This is a genomic window from Dyadobacter sp. UC 10, assembly GCF_008369915.1.
In the GTDB taxonomy this organism is placed as follows: domain Bacteria; phylum Bacteroidota; class Bacteroidia; order Cytophagales; family Spirosomataceae; genus Dyadobacter.
This window is the reverse complement of record NZ_VSRN01000001.1, coordinates 560,719-585,014: the sequence shown is the minus strand read 5'-3', so window position 1 is coordinate 585,014 and position 24,296 is coordinate 560,719. Positions and strand designations below refer to the sequence as shown.

The window sequence follows — 24,296 nt, the reverse complement described above, 5'->3', positions numbered from 1 at the left end:
GCCGTCGACTTAAGTCGACGGGTATGGATTAATATGATTAAAATTTTCTGTTCCATTCTTTGAGCCAGCGTTCGATCACCACTTTTGTCTGGGTGAAGAATTCGACCGCGTGTTTTCCCTGGCCGTGCAAGTCGCCGTAAAAGCTATCTTTCCAACCTGAAAAGGGAAATTGTGCGACAGGAGCGGCTACGCCAATATTAATCCCGATGTTCCCGGCCTCCGCTTCATGACGGAATTTCCGTGCATTGGAGCCGCTGCTGGTGAAAATACAGGCCATATTTCCATATTTACCGGAGTTGATATACCGGATCGCCTCGTCGATGGTATTGATATGAACCAATGTCAGAACCGGTCCAAAAATTTCGGTAGCAGCGAGTTCTCCGTCCAAAGGAATGTCTTCTATAATCGTCGGATTGATAAAGTTACCCTGTTCGTAACCGTCTATTTTCGGATTACGTCCGTCGACAAGTAAACGTCCGCCTTCGTTAATGCCCCGCTCGATTAAGGTCTGAACCCGGTTCTTGCTTTCAGCCGTGATCACGGGACCCATTAAAACGTCACTATCAAGTCCAAAACCGGTCTTTCGCGCTTTCGCCGATTCTACCAGGCTTTCGGTAATATCCTTATGCTCTCCGACCGTGATAATGGTCGAAGCGGCAAGACAGCGTTGCCCTGCACAGCCATACACGCTATCGATCACAATCTGGGAGGTCATTTCAATATCCGCATCCGGTAGTACGATCACCGGATTTTTGGCGCCACCCTGGGCTTGTACGCGTTTTCCGTTTGCAGCACCTTTGGCGTAAACGTGACGGGCTACATTGGAAGATCCTACGAAACTAATGCCTTTGATTACAGGATGTTCGAGTAATGAATCCACCACCTCTCTCGCTCCCTGCACCAGATTCAGCACACCTTTCGGCAAATCCAGCTGATCCATCAGGCCGACAATTTTGGTCATCGTCAGCGGTACTTTTTCGGATGGTTTGATAATGTAGCTGTTGCCGCAAGCCAGCGCATAGGGCAAAAACCAGAATGTGATCATGCCCGGAAAGTTGAAAGGCGCAATGCATGCGCACACGCCCAGCGGCTGGCGGATCATGTATTCGTCGATGCCTTTGGCAATATCTTCTGAAAATTCGCCCTGGATCAGCGTGGGTGTACCACATGCATTTTCCACATTTTCAATCGCACGCACCATCTCCGCTTTTGCTTCCACGAAAGTTTTGCCCGATTCAAGGGTAATCGTCCTGGCTATGTCGTCGAGATTATCTTCGAGGAGTGTTTTCAGTTTGAACAAATATTGAACCCTCTTGGAAACCGGCATACTTCTCCATTCCTGAAATCCGGCCTGGGCAGCCGCAGCAGCATCTGCTACATCCTGCTTGTTTCCATAGGGTACCAGCGCCAGAACCTCCTGGCTTGCCGGGTTTAATACCTTTTCAAATTGCTCAGAATGGCTGTCTACCCATTGCCCATTAATATAATTCCTTAATTTTTCCATCTATCTATTTATGTTATCCCCGGGCTGAAGCCCGGGGCAATTGATTTTTTGGGCTGCGCCCTTTTTTCTCTTCATGGGCTGAAGCCCGGGGCAATTGATTTTTGGGCTGCGCCCTTTTTCTCTTTTCTCTTCATGGGCTGAAGCCCGGGGCAATTGATTTTTTGGGCTGCGCCCTTTTTTTCTTTCTCCATTCCTCCCTTTCCTCCTTCCTCCCTTTTCCTTCTTTCCTACAACCCCCCAAAACCTTCTGTAAATGATGTTACTTCTTCCAGCGTAGGCATAAAGTTGGCGCAGCCTTCCCTGGTCACGATGATAGCTCCGCAGGCGTTGCCCATTCTTACGCTTTTGTACAGATCCCAGCCATTTAGAAGGCCGTAAGAAAACCCGGCGCAAAAAGCGTCGCCTGCGCCCAGTACATTTAAAACCTCCACCGGAAATCCCGGGACTTTTACTTCTTCTTTACCCGGCTGAAAAATCGACGCGCCGTCTTTGCCTCTCTTCACAACCAATGTTTCCACGCCGGATGCAAGGATTTCGTTGATCGCATTCTCAATGTTACCTCTTATCTCGGGGGCTGAGATTTGCTGATGCTTGATGAGTAGCTGCTCTTTGTCAGTCAGAAAAGTGGCCAGGATCTCTTCTTCTGTTCCTACTATGATATTAAAGCTTTCCAAAGCAGCGCGCAGTGTTACTCCGAATGCCCGGGGGTCAAACCATTGGTCGGCGCGGAAATCGATATCCAGTAACCTGATGACATCGTTTTTCTTGGCCAGTTCCAATGCATAAAACATCGCGGTACGGCTCGGATCTTTGCTGAATGCAGTTCCTGAAAATGCCGCTGCCTTGAAATGTTCAAAAGGAATAGCCGCTACGTGATCGATATTCAAATTGATATCAGCGCAGTTTTCACGGTAATAGACCAGCGGAAAACGATCAGGAGGCTCTATCCCCAGTACTACGGCAGAACTCCTGGTCCCTGCGATGACTGGTACCCACTCAGTGGAAATTCCTTCTTCGTCTAAAAAATGTTTGATAAAGTTGCCAACCTGGTCATCACCGATACCGGTTAAAATCGCAGTCTTCAATCCAAGTCGCTGACTGCCGGTAGCAATATTCAGAGGGCAGCCGCCGACGAATGCATTAAATGCTTCAATTTTTTCAAAAGGGCTGCCAACATTGGCCGAATATAAGTCGATGGAAGAGCGGCCAAGAGTTAATAGGTCTAGGGATTTCATTTGGGTGGTGGCTTTTAGCTGTTGGCTTTTTGAGTTAGCTGATAATTTTGTCGATTAAATAATTAGTTTCAAAGGTTAAAGAGCCACCGACTGGTAGCCAATAGCCAATAGCCAATAGCCAATAGCTAAAAGCTAACCGCTAACAGCCACCAACCCTCATCCATTCATCTCCGCCGTTACAATCGGTAATCTTGGGTCCGCGCTTTTCCATGTTCCGTAGATCCAGTCGTGATCGGGATCGGAAGTGTTGGCGAGGGACTGGTCGCTGCCGGCCAGGAAGTTGAGGTAGTATACGTTGTAACCGTGACCCGCCACCACAGGGTGATACCCTTTCGGTACCAGTACGGCTTCGTTATGTTTTACCCGCACAATTTCATCGAGAGAGCGGTCTTCGGTGTAAACCTGCTGAATGGCGTAGCCTTGCGGTTTATCGATTTTATAAAAATATATCTCTTCCAGGTTCGCTTCCAGCAAGTTTCCTTCGGAATCCACCTTTCTGACGTCGTGCTTGTGCGCAGGGAATGAACTCCAGTTGCCGGAGGGCGTATATACCTCCACGCAAACTATTTTGTGGCAGTCAAAACCTGGTTCGAGCAGGCTGTTGATCTGCCGGTTCGCATTGTCGCCGCCACGGTATTCGATCGCCGCTTCCTCCGGGCGCTTCATTCTGGGCGGATGGTCTTCGTCTGACAGGACTTTGCAGATCGCAATATCGGTTTCAGGAGATTGGGCTGTAATTACAAAATCTGTTCTGCGGGAAAGATACATGGCATGTCCAATGCCGCTAAAAACGTCTTTTCTGCCATTTTGCGTTTCCCAGATTTGCCCGGCTGCCTCTACTTTAAAATTTCCGCCGAGTAAAACGAAGCAATATTCATATTCACCGGTATTACCGGATATTTGTTCATTAACATCCAGTACTTTCGCCTCAAAGTTCAAATAAGTCCACCCCGCCTGTGCGGCTGTGAGTGAATGGTAAGTTTTGTCATTTTTTGGCTTGATCAGCAGGTTACTCATTGAAGAATCGAATAGATTTGTACAATGATAGTGTTGTATAAATTAAACACAAAATGTAAATATGTTAATATCGAATGCAAACGTTTGAAAAAATAAATAAGAATTAATCGCTCAGATCCGATCAATGAATTCCTCCCGTCCCGTTACAATCAAAGACATTGCACGCCGTTTCAGGTGCTCCCCTTCCACCGTTTCCAGGGCGTTGAACGACCACCCGGCGATCAATGAAGACACCCGCAAAAACATCCAGGAATATGCCCGGGAAGTAGGTTATCAGCGGAACGAGGTATCGCTCAGTCTGTTGAACAAAAAGACGGCTTCACTGGGAGTGGTGGTGCCGACGATTAGTAATTACTACGAAACCGCCGTAATTGAAGGGCTGCATACTGCTCTGCAGCCGCTTGGTTACACACTTAATATCTGTGTGACGAATGAAAACTATCTGCTCGAGAAAGAATATTTATCCAAACTCCTCTCGAACCGGACTGAGGGTATTTTTCTCTCCGTTTCACAGGAGACCTATGACTCAGGCTATTACGAGCATTTGGAAAATGTTATCCAGCGAAAAACGCCGCTGATATTTATTGACCGAGAGTATGAGGATTTCGAAACGAGCAGGGCCACAGTCGACGATTACCACGGCGCATTTGCGGCAGTCGAACATTTGATCAGCATCGGTTACAAAAGGATTGCTCATTTGAAGGGGCCGAACGGGCTGACAGTTTCCGAGCAGCGGCTGAAAGGGTATGTGGATTGTCTGAAAAAATACGATATGCCTGTTCAGGAAGAGCTGATTATCAATACTAATTTCAAAGTTGAGAGTGCGATCCTTCCTACCAAGCGACTACTCGAAATGGCCGCTCCGCCCGATGCGATCTTCGGGGTAAATGATCAGGTAGCGATCGGTGCGATGCGGGTTGTAAAGGACAAGGAACTCAAGATACCACAGGAAGTCGGGCTGGTAGGTTTCGATAACTCGCCGATCTCTGCTTATACTTTCCCGTCACTGACAACCGTAACCCGCCCGGGCCGAAAGATTGGAATGGAAGCTTCCCGACTGTTCCTTAGTCAGGTCAACGGTTCCGGCGACTTCCTGCACGAAAGCATTGTACTGCCTTCCGAGCTGGTTATTCGGGAGTCAACCCTGCGGATTTGATGATTTATTTTGCCAGCCTGACGAAGCTTAAAGCGAATTGCTTTATTCTTTGAAATAGTTAATTTTGAAGATGGAGCAATTCGAAATAGTGCAGCGCGCAGAGAGCCGGGCGCCGGACATCTTGTTTAAGCCTGCGCAGTTCAGGATTTCGGTAGTAGGAGAGGATCAATGCACACTGGCCTCGTACAATCGCCGCGATTTTTACAAAATATCACTGATACTGACCGGTAGAAGCAGATTGTTTTATGCCAACAGGGGTATTGAAATCACTGCACCTGCGCTGGTTTTTACCAATCCGCTGATTCCCTATTCCTGGGAAATGCTGCATGAAGAACCTTCCGGCTATTTCTGCATATTGAGCGATTCATTCCTGCATCACAATGGACGGACGGAAAATCTGGAAGAATCGCCGCTCTTCAAAGTAGGTGGTGATCCCATCTATCACCTGAATCCCGAACAAACCGCTTATCTCGAAAGTATCTTCCAGAGAATCAGGCAGGAAGCTGACAGTGAGTACGTTTTCAAGCTCGATGTAATTCGGAATCAGGTTAGTCTGATTATTCACGAAGCGATCAAAATGCAGCCGGCGCTGGCTTATTTTACTCATACCAATGCATCTTCCCGGATTGCAAAATTGTTTCTTAATCTTCTGGAAAAACAATTTCCCGTCGATTCGCCGGAGAATATGCTGAAACTGAAAAAGGCAAGTGATTACGCGGAAAAGCTTTCGGTACATGTAAATCATTTGAATGCTGCTGTACAGGAAGTTACGGGTAGATCCACCACCGCACATATCAATGACCGTCTGCTGACGGAAGCCAAATCTTTACTGCAATATACTATCTGGAGTGTGGCCGACATCGCATTCAGCCTGGGTTTTGAATATGCATCCTATTTTAATAATTTCTTCAAAAAGCATACGGGTAACACGCCGCTGGTTTTTAGAAAGTCACTTTGAAAACTATAATTTTCGCTTTGAAACTTGTAGCGAACCCCGGAATTTGATCTCCTACTTTTGCACTTGTTAATCACAAACAACAAACGCAAAATGAGAAAGATCAATTTAGGAAGCCAGGGACTTGAAGTACCTGTTCAGGGACTGGGCTGTATGGGCATGACGACCATCGCGGGCGGTGATATATATGGAAAGGCAGATGAAAAAGAGTCCATCGCCACCATTCACCGCGCATTGGAATTGGGTATCAATTTTCTGGATACAGCCGATTTATACGGGCCGCTGTTGAATGAGCGGCTGGTCGCCAAAGCAATTTCAGGAAACCGGGATAAATACATCGTTGCCACTAAATTCGGTTTCGAAATCGATGATAACGAGCAGCTTACCTGGGGTTTCAACGGGCAGCCGGAATATGTGAGAAAGTCGATTGACCGGTCGCTGCGAAATTTGGGAACCGATTATATTGACCTGTATTATTTGCACCGGCTCGACCCGGATACACCTATTGAAGATACAGTCGGTGCGATGGCGGAGCTGGTCCAGGCTGGCAAAGTTAAATATATCGGCTTATCGGAAGTATCTGCGGAAACAATCCGGAAAGCACATCAGGTTCATCCTATTTCAGCTGTTCAGACCGAATATTCACTTTTCGAACGGGAGCCCGAGGCAAATGGCATTTTGGATGTACTGAAAGAATCAGGTATCTGTTTTGTAGCCTATTCGCCACTTGGACGCGGTTTTATAACCGGCGAATTGAAAAGTCCGGACAATTTTGCTGCGGATGATTTCAGAGGAAGTATCCCGCGTTATCAGGGTGAGAATTTTTACAAAAACCTTGATTTGCTAAAAGCAATACAGTCAATCGCTGCTGAAAAAGGCATTACGCCTTCGCAGCTCGCACTCGCCTGGGTAGCGTCGAATAACATAGTCGCCATTCCCGGCACGAAGAGGATTAAGTATATCGAAGAAAATGCTGCCGCGACCGAAGTGATACTCACAGCCCAAGAGAAACAGAGACTGGAATTGATCGTGCCAGTAGGCAGCGCGGCAGGGGAGCGGTACGAAGCTTCGCAAATGGATTGGATTAATGTTTGATTAGTTGCATTCGATTTATAGAATGTTAAGTAACCAGTTGCTGAATCCCACGTCTAAATAGACGAGCAATTTCGAAAATAGTAACTTTAAAGTTACCTTCATCACGGGAAAAGTCAGAGAGGTCGCCGCCTACAAACACTATTTCGAAGAGTTTCTTGTAAATCAGCCAGGGAAGGTTCAAGACAAGATAATTCAAGATAATCGAAGCAATAGAGATGCTAGAACGAGTTCCGTCGAATTATTTAAAGTCGATGCAGGGTACCAGTGGGTTGTATGAGTATAGAATAGAACTGGGCTCGGACATTTGGCGGGTATTCTGCTTTTTTGACAATGATAGGCTGGTTGTGTTGCCGACTGGATTCCAAAAGAAATCTCAAAAAACACCCAGGCAAGAGATTGAAAGGGAATCGAGACTTATGACAGAATATTTTGAAACTAAACCATCGCGCAATGGAAACTAAAAGCTGGACGGAAATCAAGGATGATGTTTATGGGAAAACCGGAACGGAGCGGCGCGATAATTTAGAGCGGGATGTTTCTGGTTTCAGGATCGGGCTGCTCTTAAAAAAGGCCCGTGAAGAAAAAAACCTTACACAGTCGCAGCTGGCTAATATCATTGACAAAAAGCGCGAATTTATTTCGAGGGTAGAAAATGATGGCAGCAATCTCAATCTTAAAACACTTTACGAAATCGTTGAGAAGGGATTAGGCGGAAAAGTTAGAATTCAGATCGATATTTAAAAAGCGATAGGTGGGGGTTGGAATCCCGGCCTATCGCTTTTTAATCTAACAACTTTTGTTTAAACCTAGTAACTCTCGTTCTGCGACAAGTACCCTGGTAAATTCGACGCGCCGTCGATTGCTGTTTGCGGTATAGGGAAAATGCGTTTGTGGACGTCTGAATTTGTCTTTTCCGTCCATTTGCCTTCATATTTACCAAACCGGATCATATCTGTACGACGCAGCATTTCCCAATAAAACTCAAAACCTCTTTCACGGAAAAGAATATCCAGCGTCATGCTCGTGAGCGCAGGAGGGGGCAAAGTGGCAGTCCGTGAAGCGCGTACCAGGTTTACGTCTGCCAATGCGCCGGCTGCGTCGCCTTTGCGTAGCTTAGCTTCCGCGCGCATCAGGTAAGCATCAGCCAGACGAACAATCACAATATCCGCTTCTCCTTTGTTCCTGCCGGTATTGGATTTGCTGCTGAACTCATATTTCGCCACGCGATAACCTGTATTGTAGTTACTGCCCGCAGTGGTGAAGTCGATCATTTCTGAAAAGCTTACTGGTAGGTCCGCACGGTTACGCGTTACGTAAGTGAGCTTTCCAACCTTCAATTTATCGCCCGCGCACCTTACAAATGCGCCATTTACCCGCAAAGCACCATATTGCTGGCCTCTCAAAATACCACGGTTGATCTTGTAATCGGCATCACTGATGCAAGTGTCCGCAGCGTTGGTATAAATCGACATATTCTGCTGATAGAATCTAGGGTCGCGGCTTGGGTCCACCGCACCGTAAGCCTGCACCCAGGATTGGTAAAAGTCCGAAGTGATACCGGGGCCGTCTGTACCGTTTGCGCCGGGAAACTCGGCAAGTGGGAACTGGTCACCGGAAATTGAAAAGTACGCCATCCTGTTATGACCGTTGAGATCAGCCCGTTGATCCACAGCAAAAATAAGCTCTTGATTGCTGTGGTTATCATTTGAAAAAATCGAAAAGTAATCAGCTGAAAGTTTAGCCTGACCGGATGTGATCACTTTGTCGGTGTATTGGATCACCTTGTCTAAATCTTCCGGACGAAACTCGATCGTAGGGGCATATACATTACGGTAAACGCCGGCATTGATATACAACCTCGCCAGCAAGCTCCATACAGCAGCCTGATTCAGGCGCCCGGGACCTACCGCCGATTTGGCCTGAACAAGTGGCTCCACGGCCAGTAATTCGCTTTCAATGTATTTGACGGCTTCGTCGCCCCTGACGATTTTGGACGTTGTTCCCGGATCCTCTTTAATAAAAACAATCCCGAACATATCCAGCATGACCATGTTATAATAAGCCCGCATTCCCCGTGCCTCAGCCAGGTAAATCGCTGCATTCGGATCGGAAGATTCCTTGAAACCGGTAATTGCAGTAATTGACCTGGAAATAGACTGTACCAGTGAGTTCCAGGTATTGTTCACGTTAGGATCTGTGCTGGTTGTATTGTGCTGGTGCAGGGCGAGGTAAATTCCATTGTCGCCCCAGTCTGTGCCGCCTCGGTACGGCAGGATCGCCTCATCGGTCGTGATTTCCTGTAAAGCGAAATAGGTTGTATGTTGAAACAAATTAGGCAGCAACGCGTACACTGGCGCAATCAGCCCGTTTGCAGCCGCCTGGTCAGAGAGTTCTACGCTCAGTGTTTCATCGAGTACTTGTTCTTTCAGATCGGTACAGCCATTTGCAAACAACAACAAACCGGCAGCCGTAAATATGAGTGATAGTTTCTTTTTCATCGGGTAATAATTAAAAACCAACATTTAGACCAAAAAGGACAGTTTTAGCTTTCGGATAGCTCAGATAGTCAATGCCGTACGATGTAATTCCATTGATCTGGCGGTCATTGTTTACCTCTGGATCGTAGCCGTCATACTTTGTCCACACAAACAGGTTTTGACCGGTAACCGACAAACGCACTGTCTGTATCCACTTATTGATACCCAGTTTGGTTGTATTCAGATTGTATCCCAGGACCAGGTTATTCAGCCTCAGGTAAGCGCCGTTTTTGAGGTAGCGGGTTGAAACAGGGGCTGAATTATTAACTGATTCTGCCGCGTCGTTAAGTGCTTCTCTTGTAACATTCACACCCTTTGACAATTTCAGTTTATAAAAATTCGAATTGGCCGTGTTATCGTAAACCTTGTTTCCGGCTACACCGTTGAAGTTGGCAGCCAGGTCAAAACCTTTAAAGCTTACACTGCCATTGAAATTGTACATCCGGGTAGGGATTGCGGTGCCGGCGGCAATCCGGTCTTTATCCGAAATAATCCCGTCGCCGTCCACATCCCTGAACTGGCTGATCCCTTTTTCGTCAAATCCGATGTGCTCTTTCAGGAAAAATGTACCGATCGGTTCGTTGTTGATATAGCCATTGATTGTCGCCGAAGTAAGTCCTGAGCCCTGTGCCGAACCCGAAGGAATTACTGAATAGGGTGAGTTAGTCACATTATTTTTCATAAAAGTAATGTTACCGCCGATGGCATATCTAAGCCCGCTTTCGGTCGAGTTCCGGTAGTTCAGATCCAGTTCAAGTCCCTGGTTTACAATTTTCATGTCAGCGACATTGGTCCAGAACGTACCTGCTGGCTGCACGGGATCGGCTGGAATCACTTCCAGCAGAATTTTTTGGGACGTTTTGGAGAAATAATCGATTTCCCCGCTCAATGCGCCTTTGAACAATGCGAAATCAAGTCCGATATCGGTTTGCTGTGACACTTCCCACTGGATATTCGGATTGGCGAGGCGGGTGTAAGTGGTTCCTGCCGGATACGTTCCCGAGCCGTCGAGCGGATAGCTCGTTGTTCCTGAAACAACGGAAGTGAAACGGGCCTGCGTGATTTTCGATGGAATCTCCTGATTACCCGTCGAGCCCCAGCCTGCGCGCAATTTTAAGTCGGAGAAAGGAGAGGATTTCATGAAGGGCTCTTCCGAAATGCGCCAGCCAAGTGAAAAGGAAGGGAAGTACCCATATTTATTATTGGCCCCGAACTTCGATGAACCATCGACACGCAATGTTGCAGTTGCCAGATATTTATCCTTGAATCCATAAGTAGCCCGTCCAAAAAACGATTGCAGCTCATTGATTCTGGCAAAGCCGCCGGGCTGGTTCAATACCAGGTCGATTTGCTGTCCCAGGCCGGGGTTATAGATCGGCTCAATGTCGGAGATCGGAAATTTATTAACACTGAAATTACGCTCCTGTAAAAAAATGTGCTGGTAGGAATGCCCGACAAGTGCACTGAAACTGTGATTTTTCGTATTCGTTGTGTAAGTCAGATAGTTCTCGATCAGCCTGTTGGAGTTTTTGGTGCCCCAGTTTTCAAGCCGGCCCATTTCATAAGGGATTTCGTTTGGCAAAGTTTGCTTGTCCTGCACGGAGGTAGCGTGATCGAGGCCGAAGTTCAGCTTGTAGATCAACCCTTTTATGATCGTTACCGAAGGCGAAATACTTGCCAGGACCCGGTTCGTACTCAGAAGTTCTTTGTAAAGTGCCAGGTGAACCAGCGGGTTGGTGCCGTCCTCATACTGAAATGGCTTGCCGTCTTCTTTGTAAGGAGCGTAGGTCGGGTTGGCGGTGACGGCACCGCCGATGATACCTTGTACGTTTGGTTTTTTATTCTTGGTGTTGGTTGCGTTCAGGTTGACATCGAGTGTTACCCGGTCGTTCAAAAGTTTTTGGGAAAGGTTTACCCGGCCTGAAAAACGGTCCTGCTGACTGCCTTTCAGGATACCCTGTTGCTTTTGCGCTCCGAACGAGCCGTAATAGGTCATTTTTTCAGTTCCCCCGCCGATCGCTATATTGTGGTTGTGCGTGGTTGCTGTTCTTGAAATTTCCTTCTGCCAGTCGGTATCCGCACCTCCGTTGATCACGGTACTGCCCAGCTTGCCAGCCTCGGTCAGAAATTCGGGTCCGGACAAAACGTCGAGCGGACGGGCCAATGTAGATATACCGAGCGTTCCGGAGTAATTGACGCTTGCCTGGCCGGATTTCCCTTTTTTGGTAGTGATCAAAATGACTCCGTTTGCTCCCCTTGCTCCGTAAATGGCGGTTGCAGAGGCATCTTTCAAAACGTCCATCGACTCAATATCCTGGGGATTAAGAAAGTTGAGCGGGTTGGTGTCACCGCCGGTACCGCTATTGTCAAGCGCCATTCCGTCGACCACGAAAAGTGGGGTACTGCCTGTCCGCACGCCGCCCGGGCCGCGAATGGTGATATTGGTTTTCGCGCCTGGCTCACCTGTGGCCGAAGTAACGTTCACGCCGGATACCTTTCCCTGTAAAAGCTGTTCCGGCGAATTAATGATACCGGAGTTGAATTCGGTACTTTTCAGTGATTTGACGGAGCCGGTAATGTCTTTTTTGACGGTTGTGCCATAGCCCACTACCACTACTTCACCCAGGTTGGACGCTGCTTCTTTCAGTTTGATCTGAATGGAACTGGCGTTTGCTTCCGTCAGCAGGAAGTTGCTGAGAGATTGCTTCTCAAAGCCAATGTAGCTGAATTCGATATTATACCGGGTATCTGTTTGCAGGTTGGCGAACGAAAATGCACCTGCTTCATCGGTGGTTGCGCCTTGTTTGTTCCCGCCGTTTAAATCGGAAATAACAACAGTTACGCCAGGCAGAGGCTCCGAACTCGTTTCTGTGAGCACTTTTCCGGAAAGCGTTATCTCTCTGAGGGCAAATAGGGGCGCGGCATTCGCCTGCATACTTAAAGCAGCAGCGAAAATCATCACATAACTTCGCCATAGGCCGGATCTGACCAATCGGGATAGATTTTTCATCATACTTGTGAATTATTGATTTTGAACAACATAAAGAGATGGAGTAGTGATAGAGGATTAGCTGCAAGATTGCATTTGTATTTTTAAAATAAATTATAGAATAAAGTTGATGTGCATTTCAAACGTTTGAAATTCTATGCAAACGTTTGAAAAAAATCCAAGATTAAATTGGATGAAATTGATATCACGTCAACGCCCCGGTTTGGTCGGGGCGCGCAAAAGTGATTCTTGCATCCGGAAAGAATGCAAAAGAGGAGTTTAAGGAATTGTTAAATTGTAATGTCCGGGAAGTAAAGTGGTATCAGGCAGCGCTTTCCAGCTTCCTCAAACATCCTGCCGTAAAACTTCGAGTGGTGGCCTTGACAAAATGCCGCGGCTGTTGATCAGGCCAATGAAAACTGTTAATAGCGAAACAAAGAAGAACACGCCAAGAATTGGTAGTATCTCAGGTTTGAATTCAGCTTCAAAGCTGAATTTGGCGAGTGCAAAGCTTCCTATTATGGCGATCAGAATGCCTGTAACCGCAGCAAGAGCGCCTAGGAAGAAATATTCAAGCGCAGTAATTGCAAAAATCTGCTTCCGGCTCGCCCCCAGCGTTCGTAGTAAAACACTTTCTTGCAAACGCTGGTACTTACTGATCAGCACGGAGGATATCAGTACAATCAATCCGGTCAGAATACTGAAACCTGCCATGAAACGGATTACAAAGCCAATTTTGTTGAAAATGTCATCCAGCAAGCGCAAGACCAATGCAAGGTCGATGATCGCGATATTCGGATATTTACGAACTACCGCCTGCTGAAAAGTGGCTGAAACCTGTGGGTTCGGAACGTGTGTAAGCATGGCGTGAAACTGGGGCGCTTCTTCCAGTACGCCGGTCGGGAATACCACCAGGAAATTGGTTTGTACCTTTCCCCAATCCACCTCCCGGAAGCTCGAAACCCGCGTTTCCATTAAAGTACCCTGTACATTGAAGACCATCGTATCGCCCAGATCAATGCGGCTGCGTTCGGCAAAACCTTTTTCTATGGAAATAGGGACTAATCCTCTGGCCGGATCATACTTACCTTCCCATTTTCCCTTTACCACTTTTTCGGAGGAAGTAGTGGAATCGCGGAAGGTGACACGGTATTCACGGCCGAAAATCCGTCTCGACTGTTCCGCGGTTGTATCGCCCTCAAAGTCGGAAGCTGTTTTGCCGTTCAATTCTTCCAATCGCATATTGACGATGGAGACACTCTGGTTCACAGGTACATTTTGTGCCTTCGCAATCGCAAGGACACCTTCTTTCTGATTCCCCTGAATGTCGAAAAGGACAATATTTGGCTGGTTACCGCTGGTGGAAAGCTTGACACGTTCCAGTAGAATACTCTGGACAAAAAACAAGGTGCAGATCAGCGAGGTACCCAGACCAATGGAGACGATCAATATCGCAGTCTGGTTATTGGGCCGGTATAAATTTGCAAGTCCCTGCCGCCACAAATAGCTCCACGAAACCGGGAAAAACTTTCTGACAAGCCAGGTTAATAACAGGGCAATCCCATAAAGCACCAGAAACGAGCCTACGATGGCGGCTGTGAAAACAAGCGCCTCGATCCAGGTGCGCATTTGCAGAAAAGAAAAACCAAAAATGAACAGAACGATCAGCCCGTATAAAAGCCAGGTAACGGGATCACGGTCGAGTTTGATCGGATCGAGGGAAACGCGGAGTACATTCAGAGGCGAAACACCGCGGATAGAAACGAGCGGTGGCAATGCAAACAATACGGATATTAAAATGCCGATCGCCAATCCCTGGAATATCGAAAGCCAGGAAATGCTGGTAATCAATTCAAAGGGTAATAAATCTTTGATCACAACAGGCATAAACTGCTGAATTGCAGTTCCCAATGCCGCCCCGAGTACGGAACCGATCACGCCGATCCCAACAATTTGAATGAGATAAATCATGAATGCCTGCGATGCCTTTACGCCTAAACACCTCAGAATAGCAATAGAATTGAGCTTTTCACGAATGTAAATATGGATCGCGCTGGCCACGCCGATGCAGCCGAGCAGTAATGCAACAAACCCGACCAATGCTAAAAACCGTGTAAGGTCCTGAAATGAGCGGCCGGTATCTTCTTTTTGCTCCTGGACTGTATTATAATCGAGGTCGTATTTTTCAAATTTCGGATCGAGCGCCTTAACCATTTTCTCGACATCTGTTTGCGGAGGAAATTTGAAATAATACCTGTATGCCACGCGGCTGCCTTTTTGCATTAGGCCCGTTTGATCCAGAAACCGCATGGGGATATAAACCGTTGGCGCAACAGAACTGGTTATCCCAGTGGCCCCGGGCGCTTTTTCCAGAACCCCCGCAATGGCAAATGTTACCTCGCCAATCCGGATCGAGTCGCCCACTTTGGCTTCGTATTGCAGCATTAAAGTCTGGTCGACCAGTGCCTCCTGCCTCGTCCGGAATGTATTTTCGGCAGTAACCGGTACCGTTTCAAATTTACCGTAATAAGGAAAATCGCCTGACAGCGCCTTGACCTGCGCCAGCCTGTTGCCGCCATTTTTCAGAAAATAAACCATCGAAGCAAAGCTCCGTTCTTCGGAGCGGTTTTTCCCAAGTGAATCCACCAGTTCCTTCGCCTTTCCTTCCACAGCTTTGTTACCATAAAGCGCCAGATCAGCTCCGATCAGCGTTGCGGCCTGGTTGTCAATGTTTTCTTTCAGGTTTTCGCCCAGGGAATAGATCGCCACGAGGGCAGCGATACCCAGAATAATGGAAGAAATGAACAATACCAGACGTGAGCGGTTTTTACGACTGTCGCGCCACGCCATTTTCAGCAGCCAGGTTACATTCAGCTTATTTTGGTTCATCAGGAATTCGGGTTATGCTACCAGTTTGCCGCCTTTGATACGGATTATTCTTTGCGTTTTTGCGGCGAGTTCGAGGTCGTGGGTCACTACCACCAGCGTAGTGCCTGCCTCTCTGTTGAGGTCGAAAAGCAGCTTGACCACTTTTTCACTCGTTTCCGCATCGAGGTTTCCGGTAGGTTCGTCGGCGAAGAGGATTTGCGGCTGGTTGGAAAAAGCGCGGGCGAGCGAAACCCGCTGCTGCTCGCCGCCGCTGAGCTGGGTAGGGTAGTGGTGGCTCCGCTCGCCGAGGCCAACCTTATCGAGCAGGTCGAGGGCGCGGGACTTGATATTCCGCTCTCCCCTGAGTTCCAGCGGCACCATCACGTTTTCCAGTGCTGTAAGCGTGGGGAGCAACTGGAAATTCTGAAATATGAAACCTACATACTGATTTCGTACGGCTGCGAGCTGGTCTTCATTCAACCCGTTCAATTTTGTTCCATGGAGTTCTACAGAGCCGGAAGTAGCACGGTCGAGGCCGGCGCAGAGGCCGAGCAGGGTAGTTTTGCCGCTTCCGGACGGACCAACAATGGACATCGTGGAGCCGGCTTCTACCGAAAAATGAATGTTATCGAGAACGGTCAGGGATCGGTCCCCGCTTTTATATATCTTACTAACCTGATGGAGATCGAGTATTGTATTCATTTATTGTTTTTAAAAATTATTGACCTTCAATGCTGAGTTTGGCAACCTGTTTTAATCTAATTTGGTTCTTTTGATTTTATGCCGAACATAAATATAGTTTAAACGGTATTTAAAACTAAATGAGTGGCTAGTGGTGCCACACTTGCCAAAGGGCAGGCCTTTTTCGAATTTTACAAAAATTAATGTTCCAATATGATCCGGATTCCCGCATTCCTTTACACACTTTTCATTTCAGCCGTGCTGCTGGGCTGCCTGCCGGGCTGCAATTCTGAAAACAAAGAGCAGTCTGCCGCCACTGTCGACTCTACAAAATCGGAGGGCAAAGCTTCCACGGCAAAGAAGAAAACCATCGTTTTTTTCGGGAACAGCCTTACCGCTGCTTACGGTCTCGACGATCCGTCGCAAGGATTTGCAGGTTTGATCCAGAAGAAAATAGATTCGTTAAATCTCAATTATAAAGTAATCAATGCAGGCGTGAGCGGAGAAACGACTTCGGGCGGAAACAGCCGTGTTGACTGGCTTCTGAAACAGCCGCTTGACATATTCGTGCTTGAACTGGGCGGTAACGATGGGTTGAGGGGGATACCTGTTTCGGAAACAAAGAAAAATCTGCAATCCATTATCGATAAGGTACATACAAAATATCCGGAAGCGAAGCTGGTGCTGGCAGGCATGCAGATCCCGCCTAATATCGGGCAAAAGTATGCTTCGGAATTCCGGGCTGTTTATGCCGATCTGGCGGAGAAAAATAACATTACGCTGATACCCTTTTTGCTGGAAGGGGTAGGAGGCGAAGCGAAACTGAATTTGCCCGACGGTATCCACCCGACCGAGGAAGGTCATAAAATACTCGCAGAAAATGTCTGGGTGAGGATAAAAGACCTGCTGTGATACTGCTTACAAAATAAAACATAAAAACGAAGGCCCGGAACATCAGCTCCGGGCCTTCTTATTAAAATGGTCTTTCCCTACACAACCCTGTCGCCACGAATCACACGCAGAATTATTGCTACTACTGCGATCACCAATAAAATGTGAATAATGTTACCCATTCCAAAGCTTGCAAAGCCGAAATAGCCTATCAGCCAGAGGATTACAAGGATGACAGCTATTGTATAAAGAAGATTTCCCATTGTCTTATTATTTTTAGTTACAGTTATGATAGATATGTTTTAATTGTATCAATTTGAATGCCAGCGAGAATTACCTGCCATGCAAGTCTGATATTTCCCCGGATTCTACAATATTTGCGATGATCAGAAGCTGTATAGCTTTAAGTTGTAGAATTTTCTCTCAAATTATTTTCTTATGAACAAGGCATTTTTACGACTCCTATTATTCATTACTATCCTTCCTCTTGTATCGCAAGGTGCTGTTGTTGACACAATTGATACTTACAGTGCGGCGATGAAAAAAAATATCAAGGCGGTGGTGATCAGGCCCGACAATCATGCTTCGGCGGGCGAAATGCCGGTTGTATACCTTTTACACGGTTATAGCGGCAATTATGCGGATTGGGTCAAAAAAGCAGCAGGTTTTCAAAAAGCAGCAGATTTACACCAGATGATGATCGTGTGTCCCGACGGAGGGTTCGGTAGCTGGTACTGGGATACGAAAGATCCACAGTTTCAGTATGAAACCTACGTTTCCAAAGAACTGGTAGCATTCATTGACAGCAAGTATAAAACGATCAAAGATCGTAAAGGCAGGGCGATCACGGGACTAAGTATGGGCGGGCATGGCGGATTGTACCTCGCTTTGAAGCATCAGGATGTATTTGGCGCTGCGGGCAGCATGAGCGGCGGCGTGGATATTCGTCCCTTTCCCAATAATTGGGATATGGCTAAAAGGTTGGGGAAATATGCAGAAAATCCGCAGTTATGGGAAGATAATACGGTGATCAATATGCTGCATTTGCTGACTCCTAATGCATTATCCATCATGATCGACTGCGGTACTGATGATTTTTTCTTCGAAGTAAATGAAAAGCTTCACCGCGAGCTGCTGTACAGAAACATTCCTCACGACTATATTGTCCGCCCCGGCGCGCACAACTGGCCTTACTGGAACAATGCGGTGCAATACCAGTTGCTTTTTATGAGTAACTATTTTGGTAAGAAAGATGCGGCTGTCCGTTGACGGGTATTTGTCATCGCATTCAGTTTTTTACATTTCTCTCCGTTACATTTGCAGAAATAGAATTAACCTACCTTTTATTTTTATTATTCAACTAAATGAGCAACATTTCCTCGTCTGCGCCAGCTAATGCTCCACGATTTACGGATAAGAAATACCTGATTACCCTGGTTTTCGTAACCTCTCTTTTCATGTTCTGGGGCATTGCCATTACGATGGGCGATGTTCTTAATAAGCACTTTCAACACGTTCTGAGCCTGACCAAAACGCAGTCGGCGTTCGTCCAGTTTGCAATTTTCGGTGCGTACGGGGTGATGGGTATACCTGCGGGGTTATTCATGAAGCGTTTTGGCTATAAGAATGGCGTACTCTTCGGTCTGGCGCTTTTTGCTACGGGATCCTTCCTGTTTGTTCCTGCTGCGGCGGCGGCTTCGTTTCCTTTTTTTGGTTGCGCACTGTTTATTCTGGGATGCGGCATTTCCACGCTGGAAACAGTCGCTCACCCTTTCGTAGCTTCCCTGGGTGACCAGCGTACCAGCGATATGCGCATTAATTTCGCGCAGGCTTTTAATGCAGTAGGCACCATCATTGGCCCGGCAGTCGGCTCCTATTTTCTTCTCAGAAACAACGTGGAAGGCAGCACGGACCTGACCTCTGTCAAGACACTCTATATTGTAATCGGTTCGGTAATCGCCACGATCGCGGTTTTGTTTTCTCTCGTAAAAGTCCCTGCGCTCACCGATCCGCACGTGGCGGTAGATCCCGCAGCGGAGAATGTCGATATGCACCCGGAAAAGGGTCTTTTTCAGCATAATCATTTCATATGGGCCGTAGTGGCGCAGTTTTTCAATGTGGCGGCACAATCGGGGACATGGGCGTTCTTTATCAATTATGGACACGAGAAAATGGGTTTCACCGACGAAGTGGCAGGAAATTACATGATCTTGTTTTTCGTACTTATGCTCACGGGCCGTTTTGTGGGTACTTATCTGATGCGATACATTGCACCGCATTCACTTCTTGCCATTTTCGCAGCATGCAACATAGTCATGTGCCTGATCATCGCACAAAGCCTGGGCTGGCCTTCTTTCATTGCGCTCTTAATGCTGAATTTCTTTTTCAGCATCATGTTCCCGACGATTTTCAGTCTTGGCCTTAAAAACCTCGGCAAGCATACCCAGCAGGCTTCATCCTTCATTTCAATGGGTGTAGTAGGTGGCGCGTTTTTCCCATTCGCGATGGGAGCCGTAGCAGAAACAGACGTAGCGCATGCTTACTACCTGCCTATTATCTGCTATACGGTCATATTTCTGTTTGGATATAAGTTTTATAAGGTGAAGTGAGTGGATATTGGCTATTAGCCGTTAGCCTTTGGCTATTAGCTATTAGGTTTTGGTTAGCCTTTGTATGAGTGATTCTTGAAGACTTTTTATTGTAAATATTTAAAACAAAAGCTGAAAGCAAACTGCCCAAAGCCAATAGCTAACGGCTAATAGCTAAAAGCCAACAGCCTCAAACAACACAACAATGAATCTCTGGGGAATAGATTTGGGTGGGACCAAGATAGAATGTGCGGTTCTGGATTCTAAAAGGAATCTGGAAGTGGTGGCCAGGATGCGGTTGCCAACGGAATCTGCGAAAGGGTATGACCACATTTTGTCGCAAATCAAAAAGTTGATCGATCTGGTAGCGGAGCAGGTTGGGGAGCGGCCAACTAAAATTGGTTTCGCTACGCCCGGTGTGCTGGAGCCAGATTCTCAGCTGATGAAGAATTCCAACACAACATGTCTGAACGGAATGCCGCTGAAAGCGGATTTGCAGGAGATATTGGGTGTATCATGCCAGCTGGCAAATGACGCCAACTGTTTTGCCCTGGCCGAAGCTTTAATGGGAGCGGGGAAAGAGTACCATACCGCAGAAGTTGTATTTGGCGTGATCATGGGAACTGGTGTTGGCGGCGGGTTGGTCGTCAATAATAAAATCATTTCCGGTCACCACGGTATAGGTGGCGAATGGGGACATAACATCCTTGAAGAAAATGGCGAACCCTGCTATTGCGGGAAGGCCGGATGCGTCGAACAAGTCATTTCGGGGCCTGCGCTCGAACGTTTTTATCAGCGCCAGAGTGGCGAAAAAACGACAATGAAAGTCATTCTCGAACGGTATAACGAAGGGAAAGACCCGCACGCAGCAGCCACGATTGACAGGCTGCTCGAATTCTACGGTCGCGCTATTTCAACATTGATCAATGTAATCGATCCGGGACTGATCGTGATCGGCGGAGGGGTAGGGAACGTGGATTTGCTCTATACAGCCGGGTACGAGCGGATCAGAAAATACATTTTCAATAATGGGGTGATCACAACGCCGATCGTGAAACCCAAGCTAGGAGATAGTGCAGGCGTTTTCGGCGCAGCTCTTTTGTAGTGAAATCTGGAATATTATCCATTTCAATACCTTACCGGAATGCAATACCGCATCAGATCCATCGATACGGTCCGGGGCCTGATCATGGTGATTATGGCCCTTGACCATGTTCGTGATTTTTTTCACATTTCAGCATTCACAGCCGACCCGCTTGATCCGGCCACAACATCCGGAATGCTCTTTTTTACGCGCTGGATCACCCACTTCTGCGCGCCTTCGTTTATGTTGCTTTCAGGCATTTCAGCCTATCTTTCAGGTCAGAATAAAACCGCAGGTAACACTTCTTCTTTTCTGATCAAACGCGGTCTCTGGCTGATATTCGTCGAGATCGTCTTCATGACATTTGCCTTCTCTTTCGACATCACTTACAAAACGATTTTTCTGGCAGTATTGTGGGCGCTGGGGACCAGCATGATCTCGCTTGGTTTACTTGTTCGCTTTCTGTCTCCCAAAGCAATTCTCGTCGTAGGGCTAGTATTGATTTTTGGGCATAATCTGCTGGATTATATAAAAGTAGCACCCAACTCGCTGCCCGATATTTTGTTAAGCATATTCCTGACCGGCGCAGGCAAATTTTACCCCAGGGGCGACGGTGGTACCCTGGCATTTTTGTACGTGATTTTGCCCTGGGCAGGTATTATGATGTCGGGTTATGGACTAGGGACGATCTTTAAAAGAAGCTTTCCGGTCGACCAACGCAGGAAGATACTCGTCGTGACAGGCGTAGTTCTCACTTTGCTTTTTATCGCATTGCGGCTGTTCAACGGTTATGGTGATCCCGCTCAATGGAGCGGCCAGAAGGAGGGCTTCCGGACATTTCTTTCCTTTATGAATGTCAGCAAATACCCGCCGTCACTGATGTTTACTTTAATGACGCAAGGTCCGCTACTCCTTGCTCTGGCATTTGCCGAAAACTCTGGGAACAGCCTGGCCAGGTTCTTCACCGTGTATGGAAAAGTACCTTTCTTTTTCTTCATGCTGCATTTTTACGTGATTCACTTATTGACCATGATAGCCGTACTGGCATCCGGTTATACGTGGCAGCAGGCCACCGACGACAAGCTGTTCTTTAAATTCCGGCCCTTTGACTTTGGCTATGAACTTGGTTGGGTGTACCTGATCTGGATTTTGATCGTACTCGCCCTGTACCTGCCCTGCAGATGGTTTGGCGATTACCGCACACGGGAAAAGAAATGGTGGCTTAGTTATCTTTGATTTTGAATGGCCGGTAGCCGGTGCGATGAATGACCGGTCGCCGGTGCGATGAATGACTCAATGACTCAATGACCGAATGACTGAATGACCGAATGACTGAATGACTGAATGACCGAATGACCGAATGACCGAATGACCGAATGACCGAATGACTGAATGACTGAATGACTGAATGACTGAATGACTGAATGACTGAATGACTGAATGACTGAATGACTCAGGCTGAGTATGCTTACCAGGACATCACGATTCCGTTAAAATCAGTGAGTTCTTGCAGGTTCAGATCTATATAGCCGTTCTTCCACGAAAATTTTACTCTTTCTCCGTTCAGGGTGAACACTTTCGCTGGCTTTTTGCCGGACTTTATTTTGAATTGCAGGTTGTAAAGCGGCAGCGGTTCGAAATAGGTATTGCCGCTGAAACCTGTCAGGTTTACGAGGTGCAGGATCATCCCTTCGCTGGTAGTCTTACCTATATTTTCAGGGATGTTTTTAACAAATTCCTTTAAAATCGTCTCGACCCTGGCCGGTGCATTGGTCTGGATGGTATTCCTGGCCTCGGGCAAAATGTGGTTGATCACGTCCAGTAGAATATTCTTATGTTCCTGATAGCCATGCATATAATAAATTTTTCCCAGGTTAATCGGTAAAATTACCGCCTTGCTTTTACTGTGATTTTTGATCGCCATAGCGTAAGAGCCGGTTGGGTTGTGGCCGCCAATGATTTCAGGAGGGCCTGGCCGGCCTTTTGCCAGAACGGGCAGCAGTTTCTGATCAGCTCCTGAGAAATCATAAATTCCCAGATTAAACTTCCAGAACAGCATTGTCTGTCCTGCGAAACTTTTGAATATCGTCCGGTTATCCGGCACCAGATAGTTGCCCGCCCCATCATTATCTTTCTTTTCAATCTTTACCCCGAACAATTCCTGCAGTATTTCCGGGCTATCGAATAGGCTTCGGTTTGTCGCAATGAGGTGAGTGCCCTGCTGACTGGCTTGTCTGAGTATGGCAAGCGCTTCCGGTTTCAGGTAGGTTATTTCAGGCAGGATCAGCAGTTTGTAGTTCTTTACCTTTTCCGCCAGATTGTGAATCTGTCCGTCTTCAATGATATCAAATGGGATATGCGCCTCGCGGAGCATTAACTGAATGCCGCGGTATTCCTGCATGGGCTCACCGTTCGGCCACGCGCCGGGTGCCACAACCGCTATGTGCGCAACTGATTTGTATTTCCCGAAATAAGGCTCATGTTTTTTGTGAAAAGCATATACCTTTCTGAAAACCCCGAAATTACGCTCGTCCTCATATCCCCGCATATCCCCCATCATACTCATGTCAAGCCCGGACCCGTTTGCGATATTTTCATACAACCGGATCTGTACTTCCTGCGGCTCTACGGCATTATACCGCGATTGAAACGAAATTTGCTGAATACTGGCATTGCTGATAATGTGTTCCGGAAACGAGTTGACCGCATTTCCGACATTATCCGAAGCCGAATAGGGCCAGTAGGGCAGGGTGGTCATACTTTGCGATTCGTGGCGGATAATATCGACGAATTTGTCTGAGTAGGTACAGATCGCTATCTGCTCATTTTTGGACTTTACCAGTTTGTGCAGCCGCTCCGACCAGTCTTCCACCGTGTGCTTTTTAAATTCCAGGTATTTCTGAAACAGCGGATCAGACTTGTTTTCTTCGGTGGGAAGCTGTTTGCCGCCTGAGAATTCGGCAAAGCGTCTTTTATCATATTCATTTTGATCAATTCCGTGATATTTGCCCTCATACGGATTGTTGACCTGGTATCCGGGCATATTCAAAAAGATACCGTCTATCGGGAACATCTGTATTATCTCATTGATAATCTGGTAGGCTTTTTCCTGTACGTAAGGCGCATTGATCGAGACAACGTACATATCGGTATTGATAATACGCTCCCCTTTTGGAGAGATATAGCACCAGTCGGGATGTGCCTTGAAAATACTTTCGTGTACCCGGCTGAAATCGAAGCGGACAATCACTTTAATGTTTTGATCGTGACATTTTTTGATCACGTCGCCTAGTACATTGCTTTTGACATAAGGATTCTGATACTGAAAATCGAGTTTTGTAGGGTAAAAAGCCATTATCCCTCCGGCATTGATCAATAATGTATTTGCTGAAACCCGCACCAGATCTTCTACAATCGAATCAGCATTAATGGTCGCCGCTTCGTAATCCGGCAGGTTCATCTGAATGACTCGAAGGTTATTTCTTTTCCACCAAAGTGGTTCAGAATCACTTTTTTGAGCAAAAATGGGAGGGAAGGTAAGGAGGCAAAACAGCAGCAGGAGTATGTTTTTCATTGTTATTTTCATTTTGCAGAAAAGGGGCCAACGTTTTTGTATCTACTGCTGGATTTGTATTTCTTGAATATGCAGTGAAGCCGATGTGTTCTGGCTTAATTTTTTAATATCCTTACTTTTAA

19 protein-coding genes are annotated in these 24,296 nt (G+C 47.0%); 10 read left to right on the top strand and 9 right to left on the bottom strand.

The window, feature by feature from the left end; genetic code table 11:
• Window positions 1-37: 37 nt before the first annotated feature.
• The 3 genes from FXO21_RS02160 to iolB form a co-directional block, all read right to left on the bottom strand.
• Window positions 38-1,504, bottom strand: a complete 1,467-nt coding sequence (locus tag FXO21_RS02160) for a CoA-acylating methylmalonate-semialdehyde dehydrogenase (RefSeq protein ID WP_149638555.1) — start codon at window positions 1,502-1,504, stop codon at window positions 38-40.
• Window positions 1,505-1,731: 227 nt separating this feature from the next.
• Window positions 1,732-2,739, bottom strand: a complete 1,008-nt coding sequence (gene iolC / locus FXO21_RS02155; protein ID WP_149638554.1) for a 5-dehydro-2-deoxygluconokinase — start codon at window positions 2,737-2,739, stop codon at window positions 1,732-1,734.
• A gap of 156 nt (window positions 2,740-2,895) precedes the next feature.
• Window positions 2,896-3,756, bottom strand: coding sequence for a 5-deoxy-glucuronate isomerase (gene iolB, locus FXO21_RS02150; protein ID WP_149638553.1), 861 nt, complete (start codon window positions 3,754-3,756; stop codon window positions 2,896-2,898).
• Window positions 3,757-3,880: 124 nt separating this feature from the next.
• Here iolB and FXO21_RS02145 point away from each other — a divergent pair, with 124 nt between their 5' ends.
• From FXO21_RS02145 to FXO21_RS02125, 5 genes are all read left to right on the top strand, one after another.
• Window positions 3,881-4,912 carry a LacI family DNA-binding transcriptional regulator gene (locus tag FXO21_RS02145; RefSeq protein ID WP_149638552.1) on the top strand — a complete coding sequence of 344 codons (1,032 nt, stop codon included), beginning with the start codon at window positions 3,881-3,883 and terminating at the stop codon, window positions 4,910-4,912.
• A 70-nt stretch (window positions 4,913-4,982) separates the two neighbouring features.
• Window positions 4,983-5,870: a helix-turn-helix domain-containing protein gene (locus tag FXO21_RS02140; RefSeq protein WP_149638551.1), complete on the top strand. Its 888-nt coding sequence runs from the start codon at window positions 4,983-4,985 to the stop codon at window positions 5,868-5,870.
• 90 nt (window positions 5,871-5,960) lie between these two features.
• Entirely contained in the window at window positions 5,961-6,962 is a 1,002-nt protein-coding gene (locus FXO21_RS02135) for an aldo/keto reductase (protein WP_149638550.1), read from the top strand.
• A gap of 215 nt (window positions 6,963-7,177) precedes the next feature.
• Window positions 7,178-7,423, top strand: a complete 246-nt coding sequence (locus FXO21_RS02130; RefSeq protein ID WP_310586883.1) for a type II toxin-antitoxin system RelE/ParE family toxin — start codon at window positions 7,178-7,180, stop codon at window positions 7,421-7,423.
• Window positions 7,413-7,703, top strand: coding sequence for a helix-turn-helix transcriptional regulator (locus FXO21_RS02125; RefSeq protein WP_149638549.1), 291 nt, complete (start codon window positions 7,413-7,415; stop codon window positions 7,701-7,703). Before FXO21_RS02130 ends, FXO21_RS02125 begins: the two co-directional genes overlap by 11 nt.
• A 65-nt stretch (window positions 7,704-7,768) precedes the next feature.
• Here the strand turns inward: FXO21_RS02125 and FXO21_RS02120 are convergent, their stop codons facing one another.
• The 4 genes from FXO21_RS02120 to FXO21_RS02105 all read right to left on the bottom strand — a co-directional run bounded on the left by FXO21_RS02120 (window position 7,769) and on the right by FXO21_RS02105 (window position 16,058).
• The gene (locus FXO21_RS02120) at window positions 7,769-9,460 is read right to left on the bottom strand and encodes a RagB/SusD family nutrient uptake outer membrane protein (protein ID WP_149638548.1); all 1,692 of its coding nucleotides are present in this window, start codon (window positions 9,458-9,460) and stop codon (window positions 7,769-7,771) included.
• 10 nt (window positions 9,461-9,470) lie between these two features.
• The gene (locus FXO21_RS02115) at window positions 9,471-12,458 is read right to left on the bottom strand and encodes a SusC/RagA family TonB-linked outer membrane protein (RefSeq protein WP_149643329.1); all 2,988 of its coding nucleotides are present in this window, start codon (window positions 12,456-12,458) and stop codon (window positions 9,471-9,473) included.
• A 375-nt stretch (window positions 12,459-12,833) separates the two neighbouring features.
• On the bottom strand, window positions 12,834-15,377 hold the full coding sequence (locus tag FXO21_RS02110; RefSeq protein ID WP_149638547.1) for an ABC transporter permease: 2,544 nt from the start codon (window positions 15,375-15,377) through the stop codon (window positions 12,834-12,836).
• Between the two features lie 12 nt (window positions 15,378-15,389).
• Window positions 15,390-16,058: an ABC transporter ATP-binding protein gene (locus FXO21_RS02105; protein ID WP_149638546.1), complete on the bottom strand. Its 669-nt coding sequence runs from the start codon at window positions 16,056-16,058 to the stop codon at window positions 15,390-15,392.
• 192 nt (window positions 16,059-16,250) lie between these two features.
• On the opposite strand from FXO21_RS02105, the gene FXO21_RS02100 reads away from it, so the two are divergent.
• Complete coding sequence (locus tag FXO21_RS02100) at window positions 16,251-16,949, top strand: arylesterase (RefSeq protein ID WP_149638545.1); 699 nt, start codon at window positions 16,251-16,253, stop codon at window positions 16,947-16,949.
• Window positions 16,950-17,026: 77 nt separating this feature from the next.
• Here FXO21_RS02100 and FXO21_RS02095 read toward each other — a convergent pair whose 3' ends face one another.
• Window positions 17,027-17,191: a lmo0937 family membrane protein gene (locus FXO21_RS02095; protein ID WP_131959176.1), complete on the bottom strand. Its 165-nt coding sequence runs from the start codon at window positions 17,189-17,191 to the stop codon at window positions 17,027-17,029.
• A 175-nt stretch (window positions 17,192-17,366) separates the two neighbouring features.
• Here FXO21_RS02095 and FXO21_RS02090 point away from each other — a divergent pair, with 175 nt between their 5' ends.
• The 4 genes from FXO21_RS02090 to FXO21_RS02075 all read left to right on the top strand — a co-directional run bounded on the left by FXO21_RS02090 (window position 17,367) and on the right by FXO21_RS02075 (window position 21,836).
• Complete coding sequence (locus FXO21_RS02090) at window positions 17,367-18,197, top strand: alpha/beta hydrolase (RefSeq protein WP_149638544.1); 831 nt, start codon at window positions 17,367-17,369, stop codon at window positions 18,195-18,197.
• Window positions 18,198-18,292: 95 nt separating this feature from the next.
• Window positions 18,293-19,537 (top strand): sugar MFS transporter, encoded by a 1,245-nt coding sequence (locus tag FXO21_RS02085; RefSeq protein ID WP_149638543.1) that lies wholly within the window; start codon window positions 18,293-18,295, stop codon window positions 19,535-19,537.
• A 184-nt stretch (window positions 19,538-19,721) separates the two neighbouring features.
• Entirely contained in the window at window positions 19,722-20,621 is a 900-nt protein-coding gene (locus FXO21_RS02080; protein ID WP_149638542.1) for an ROK family protein, read from the top strand.
• Between the two features lie 39 nt (window positions 20,622-20,660).
• Window positions 20,661-21,836 (top strand): DUF1624 domain-containing protein, encoded by a 1,176-nt coding sequence (locus FXO21_RS02075; RefSeq protein ID WP_149638541.1) that lies wholly within the window; start codon window positions 20,661-20,663, stop codon window positions 21,834-21,836.
• 232 nt (window positions 21,837-22,068) lie between these two features.
• Here FXO21_RS02075 and FXO21_RS02070 read toward each other — a convergent pair whose 3' ends face one another.
• Window positions 22,069-24,174 (bottom strand): alpha-amylase family protein, encoded by a 2,106-nt coding sequence (locus tag FXO21_RS02070; protein ID WP_149638540.1) that lies wholly within the window; start codon window positions 24,172-24,174, stop codon window positions 22,069-22,071.
• Window positions 24,175-24,296: the final 122 nt, after the last annotated feature.

What these genes read in the sequence shown, in the direction of transcription:
- FXO21_RS02160 (WP_149638555.1), bottom strand. Translation starts at nt 1,504, where the DNA reads ATGGAAAAATTAAGGAATTATATTAATGGGCAATGGGTAGACAGCCAT.
- iolC (WP_149638554.1), bottom strand. Translation starts at nt 2,739, where the DNA reads ATGAAATCCCTAGACCTATTAACTCTTGGCCGCTCTTCCATCGACTTA.
- iolB (WP_149638553.1), bottom strand. Translation starts at nt 3,756, where the DNA reads ATGAGTAACCTGCTGATCAAGCCAAAAAATGACAAAACTTACCATTCA.
- FXO21_RS02145 (WP_149638552.1), top strand. Translation starts at nt 3,881, where the DNA reads ATGAATTCCTCCCGTCCCGTTACAATCAAAGACATTGCACGCCGTTTC.
- FXO21_RS02140 (WP_149638551.1), top strand. Translation starts at nt 4,983, where the DNA reads ATGGAGCAATTCGAAATAGTGCAGCGCGCAGAGAGCCGGGCGCCGGAC.
- FXO21_RS02135 (WP_149638550.1), top strand. Translation starts at nt 5,961, where the DNA reads ATGAGAAAGATCAATTTAGGAAGCCAGGGACTTGAAGTACCTGTTCAG.
- FXO21_RS02130 (WP_310586883.1), top strand. Translation starts at nt 7,178, where the DNA reads ATGCTAGAACGAGTTCCGTCGAATTATTTAAAGTCGATGCAGGGTACC.
- FXO21_RS02125 (WP_149638549.1), top strand. Translation starts at nt 7,413, where the DNA reads ATGGAAACTAAAAGCTGGACGGAAATCAAGGATGATGTTTATGGGAAA.
- FXO21_RS02120 (WP_149638548.1), bottom strand. Translation starts at nt 9,460, where the DNA reads ATGAAAAAGAAACTATCACTCATATTTACGGCTGCCGGTTTGTTGTTG.
- FXO21_RS02115 (WP_149643329.1), bottom strand. Translation starts at nt 12,458, where the DNA reads ATGATTTTCGCTGCTGCTTTAAGTATGCAGGCGAATGCCGCGCCCCTA.
- FXO21_RS02110 (WP_149638547.1), bottom strand. Translation starts at nt 15,377, where the DNA reads ATGAACCAAAATAAGCTGAATGTAACCTGGCTGCTGAAAATGGCGTGG.
- FXO21_RS02105 (WP_149638546.1), bottom strand. Translation starts at nt 16,058, where the DNA reads ATGAATACAATACTCGATCTCCATCAGGTTAGTAAGATATATAAAAGC.
- FXO21_RS02100 (WP_149638545.1), top strand. Translation starts at nt 16,251, where the DNA reads ATGATCCGGATTCCCGCATTCCTTTACACACTTTTCATTTCAGCCGTG.
- FXO21_RS02095 (WP_131959176.1), bottom strand. Translation starts at nt 17,191, where the DNA reads ATGGGAAATCTTCTTTATACAATAGCTGTCATCCTTGTAATCCTCTGG.
- FXO21_RS02090 (WP_149638544.1), top strand. Translation starts at nt 17,367, where the DNA reads ATGAACAAGGCATTTTTACGACTCCTATTATTCATTACTATCCTTCCT.
- FXO21_RS02085 (WP_149638543.1), top strand. Translation starts at nt 18,293, where the DNA reads ATGAGCAACATTTCCTCGTCTGCGCCAGCTAATGCTCCACGATTTACG.
- FXO21_RS02080 (WP_149638542.1), top strand. Translation starts at nt 19,722, where the DNA reads ATGAATCTCTGGGGAATAGATTTGGGTGGGACCAAGATAGAATGTGCG.
- FXO21_RS02075 (WP_149638541.1), top strand. Translation starts at nt 20,661, where the DNA reads ATGCAATACCGCATCAGATCCATCGATACGGTCCGGGGCCTGATCATG.
- FXO21_RS02070 (WP_149638540.1), bottom strand. Translation starts at nt 24,174, where the DNA reads ATGAAAAACATACTCCTGCTGCTGTTTTGCCTCCTTACCTTCCCTCCC.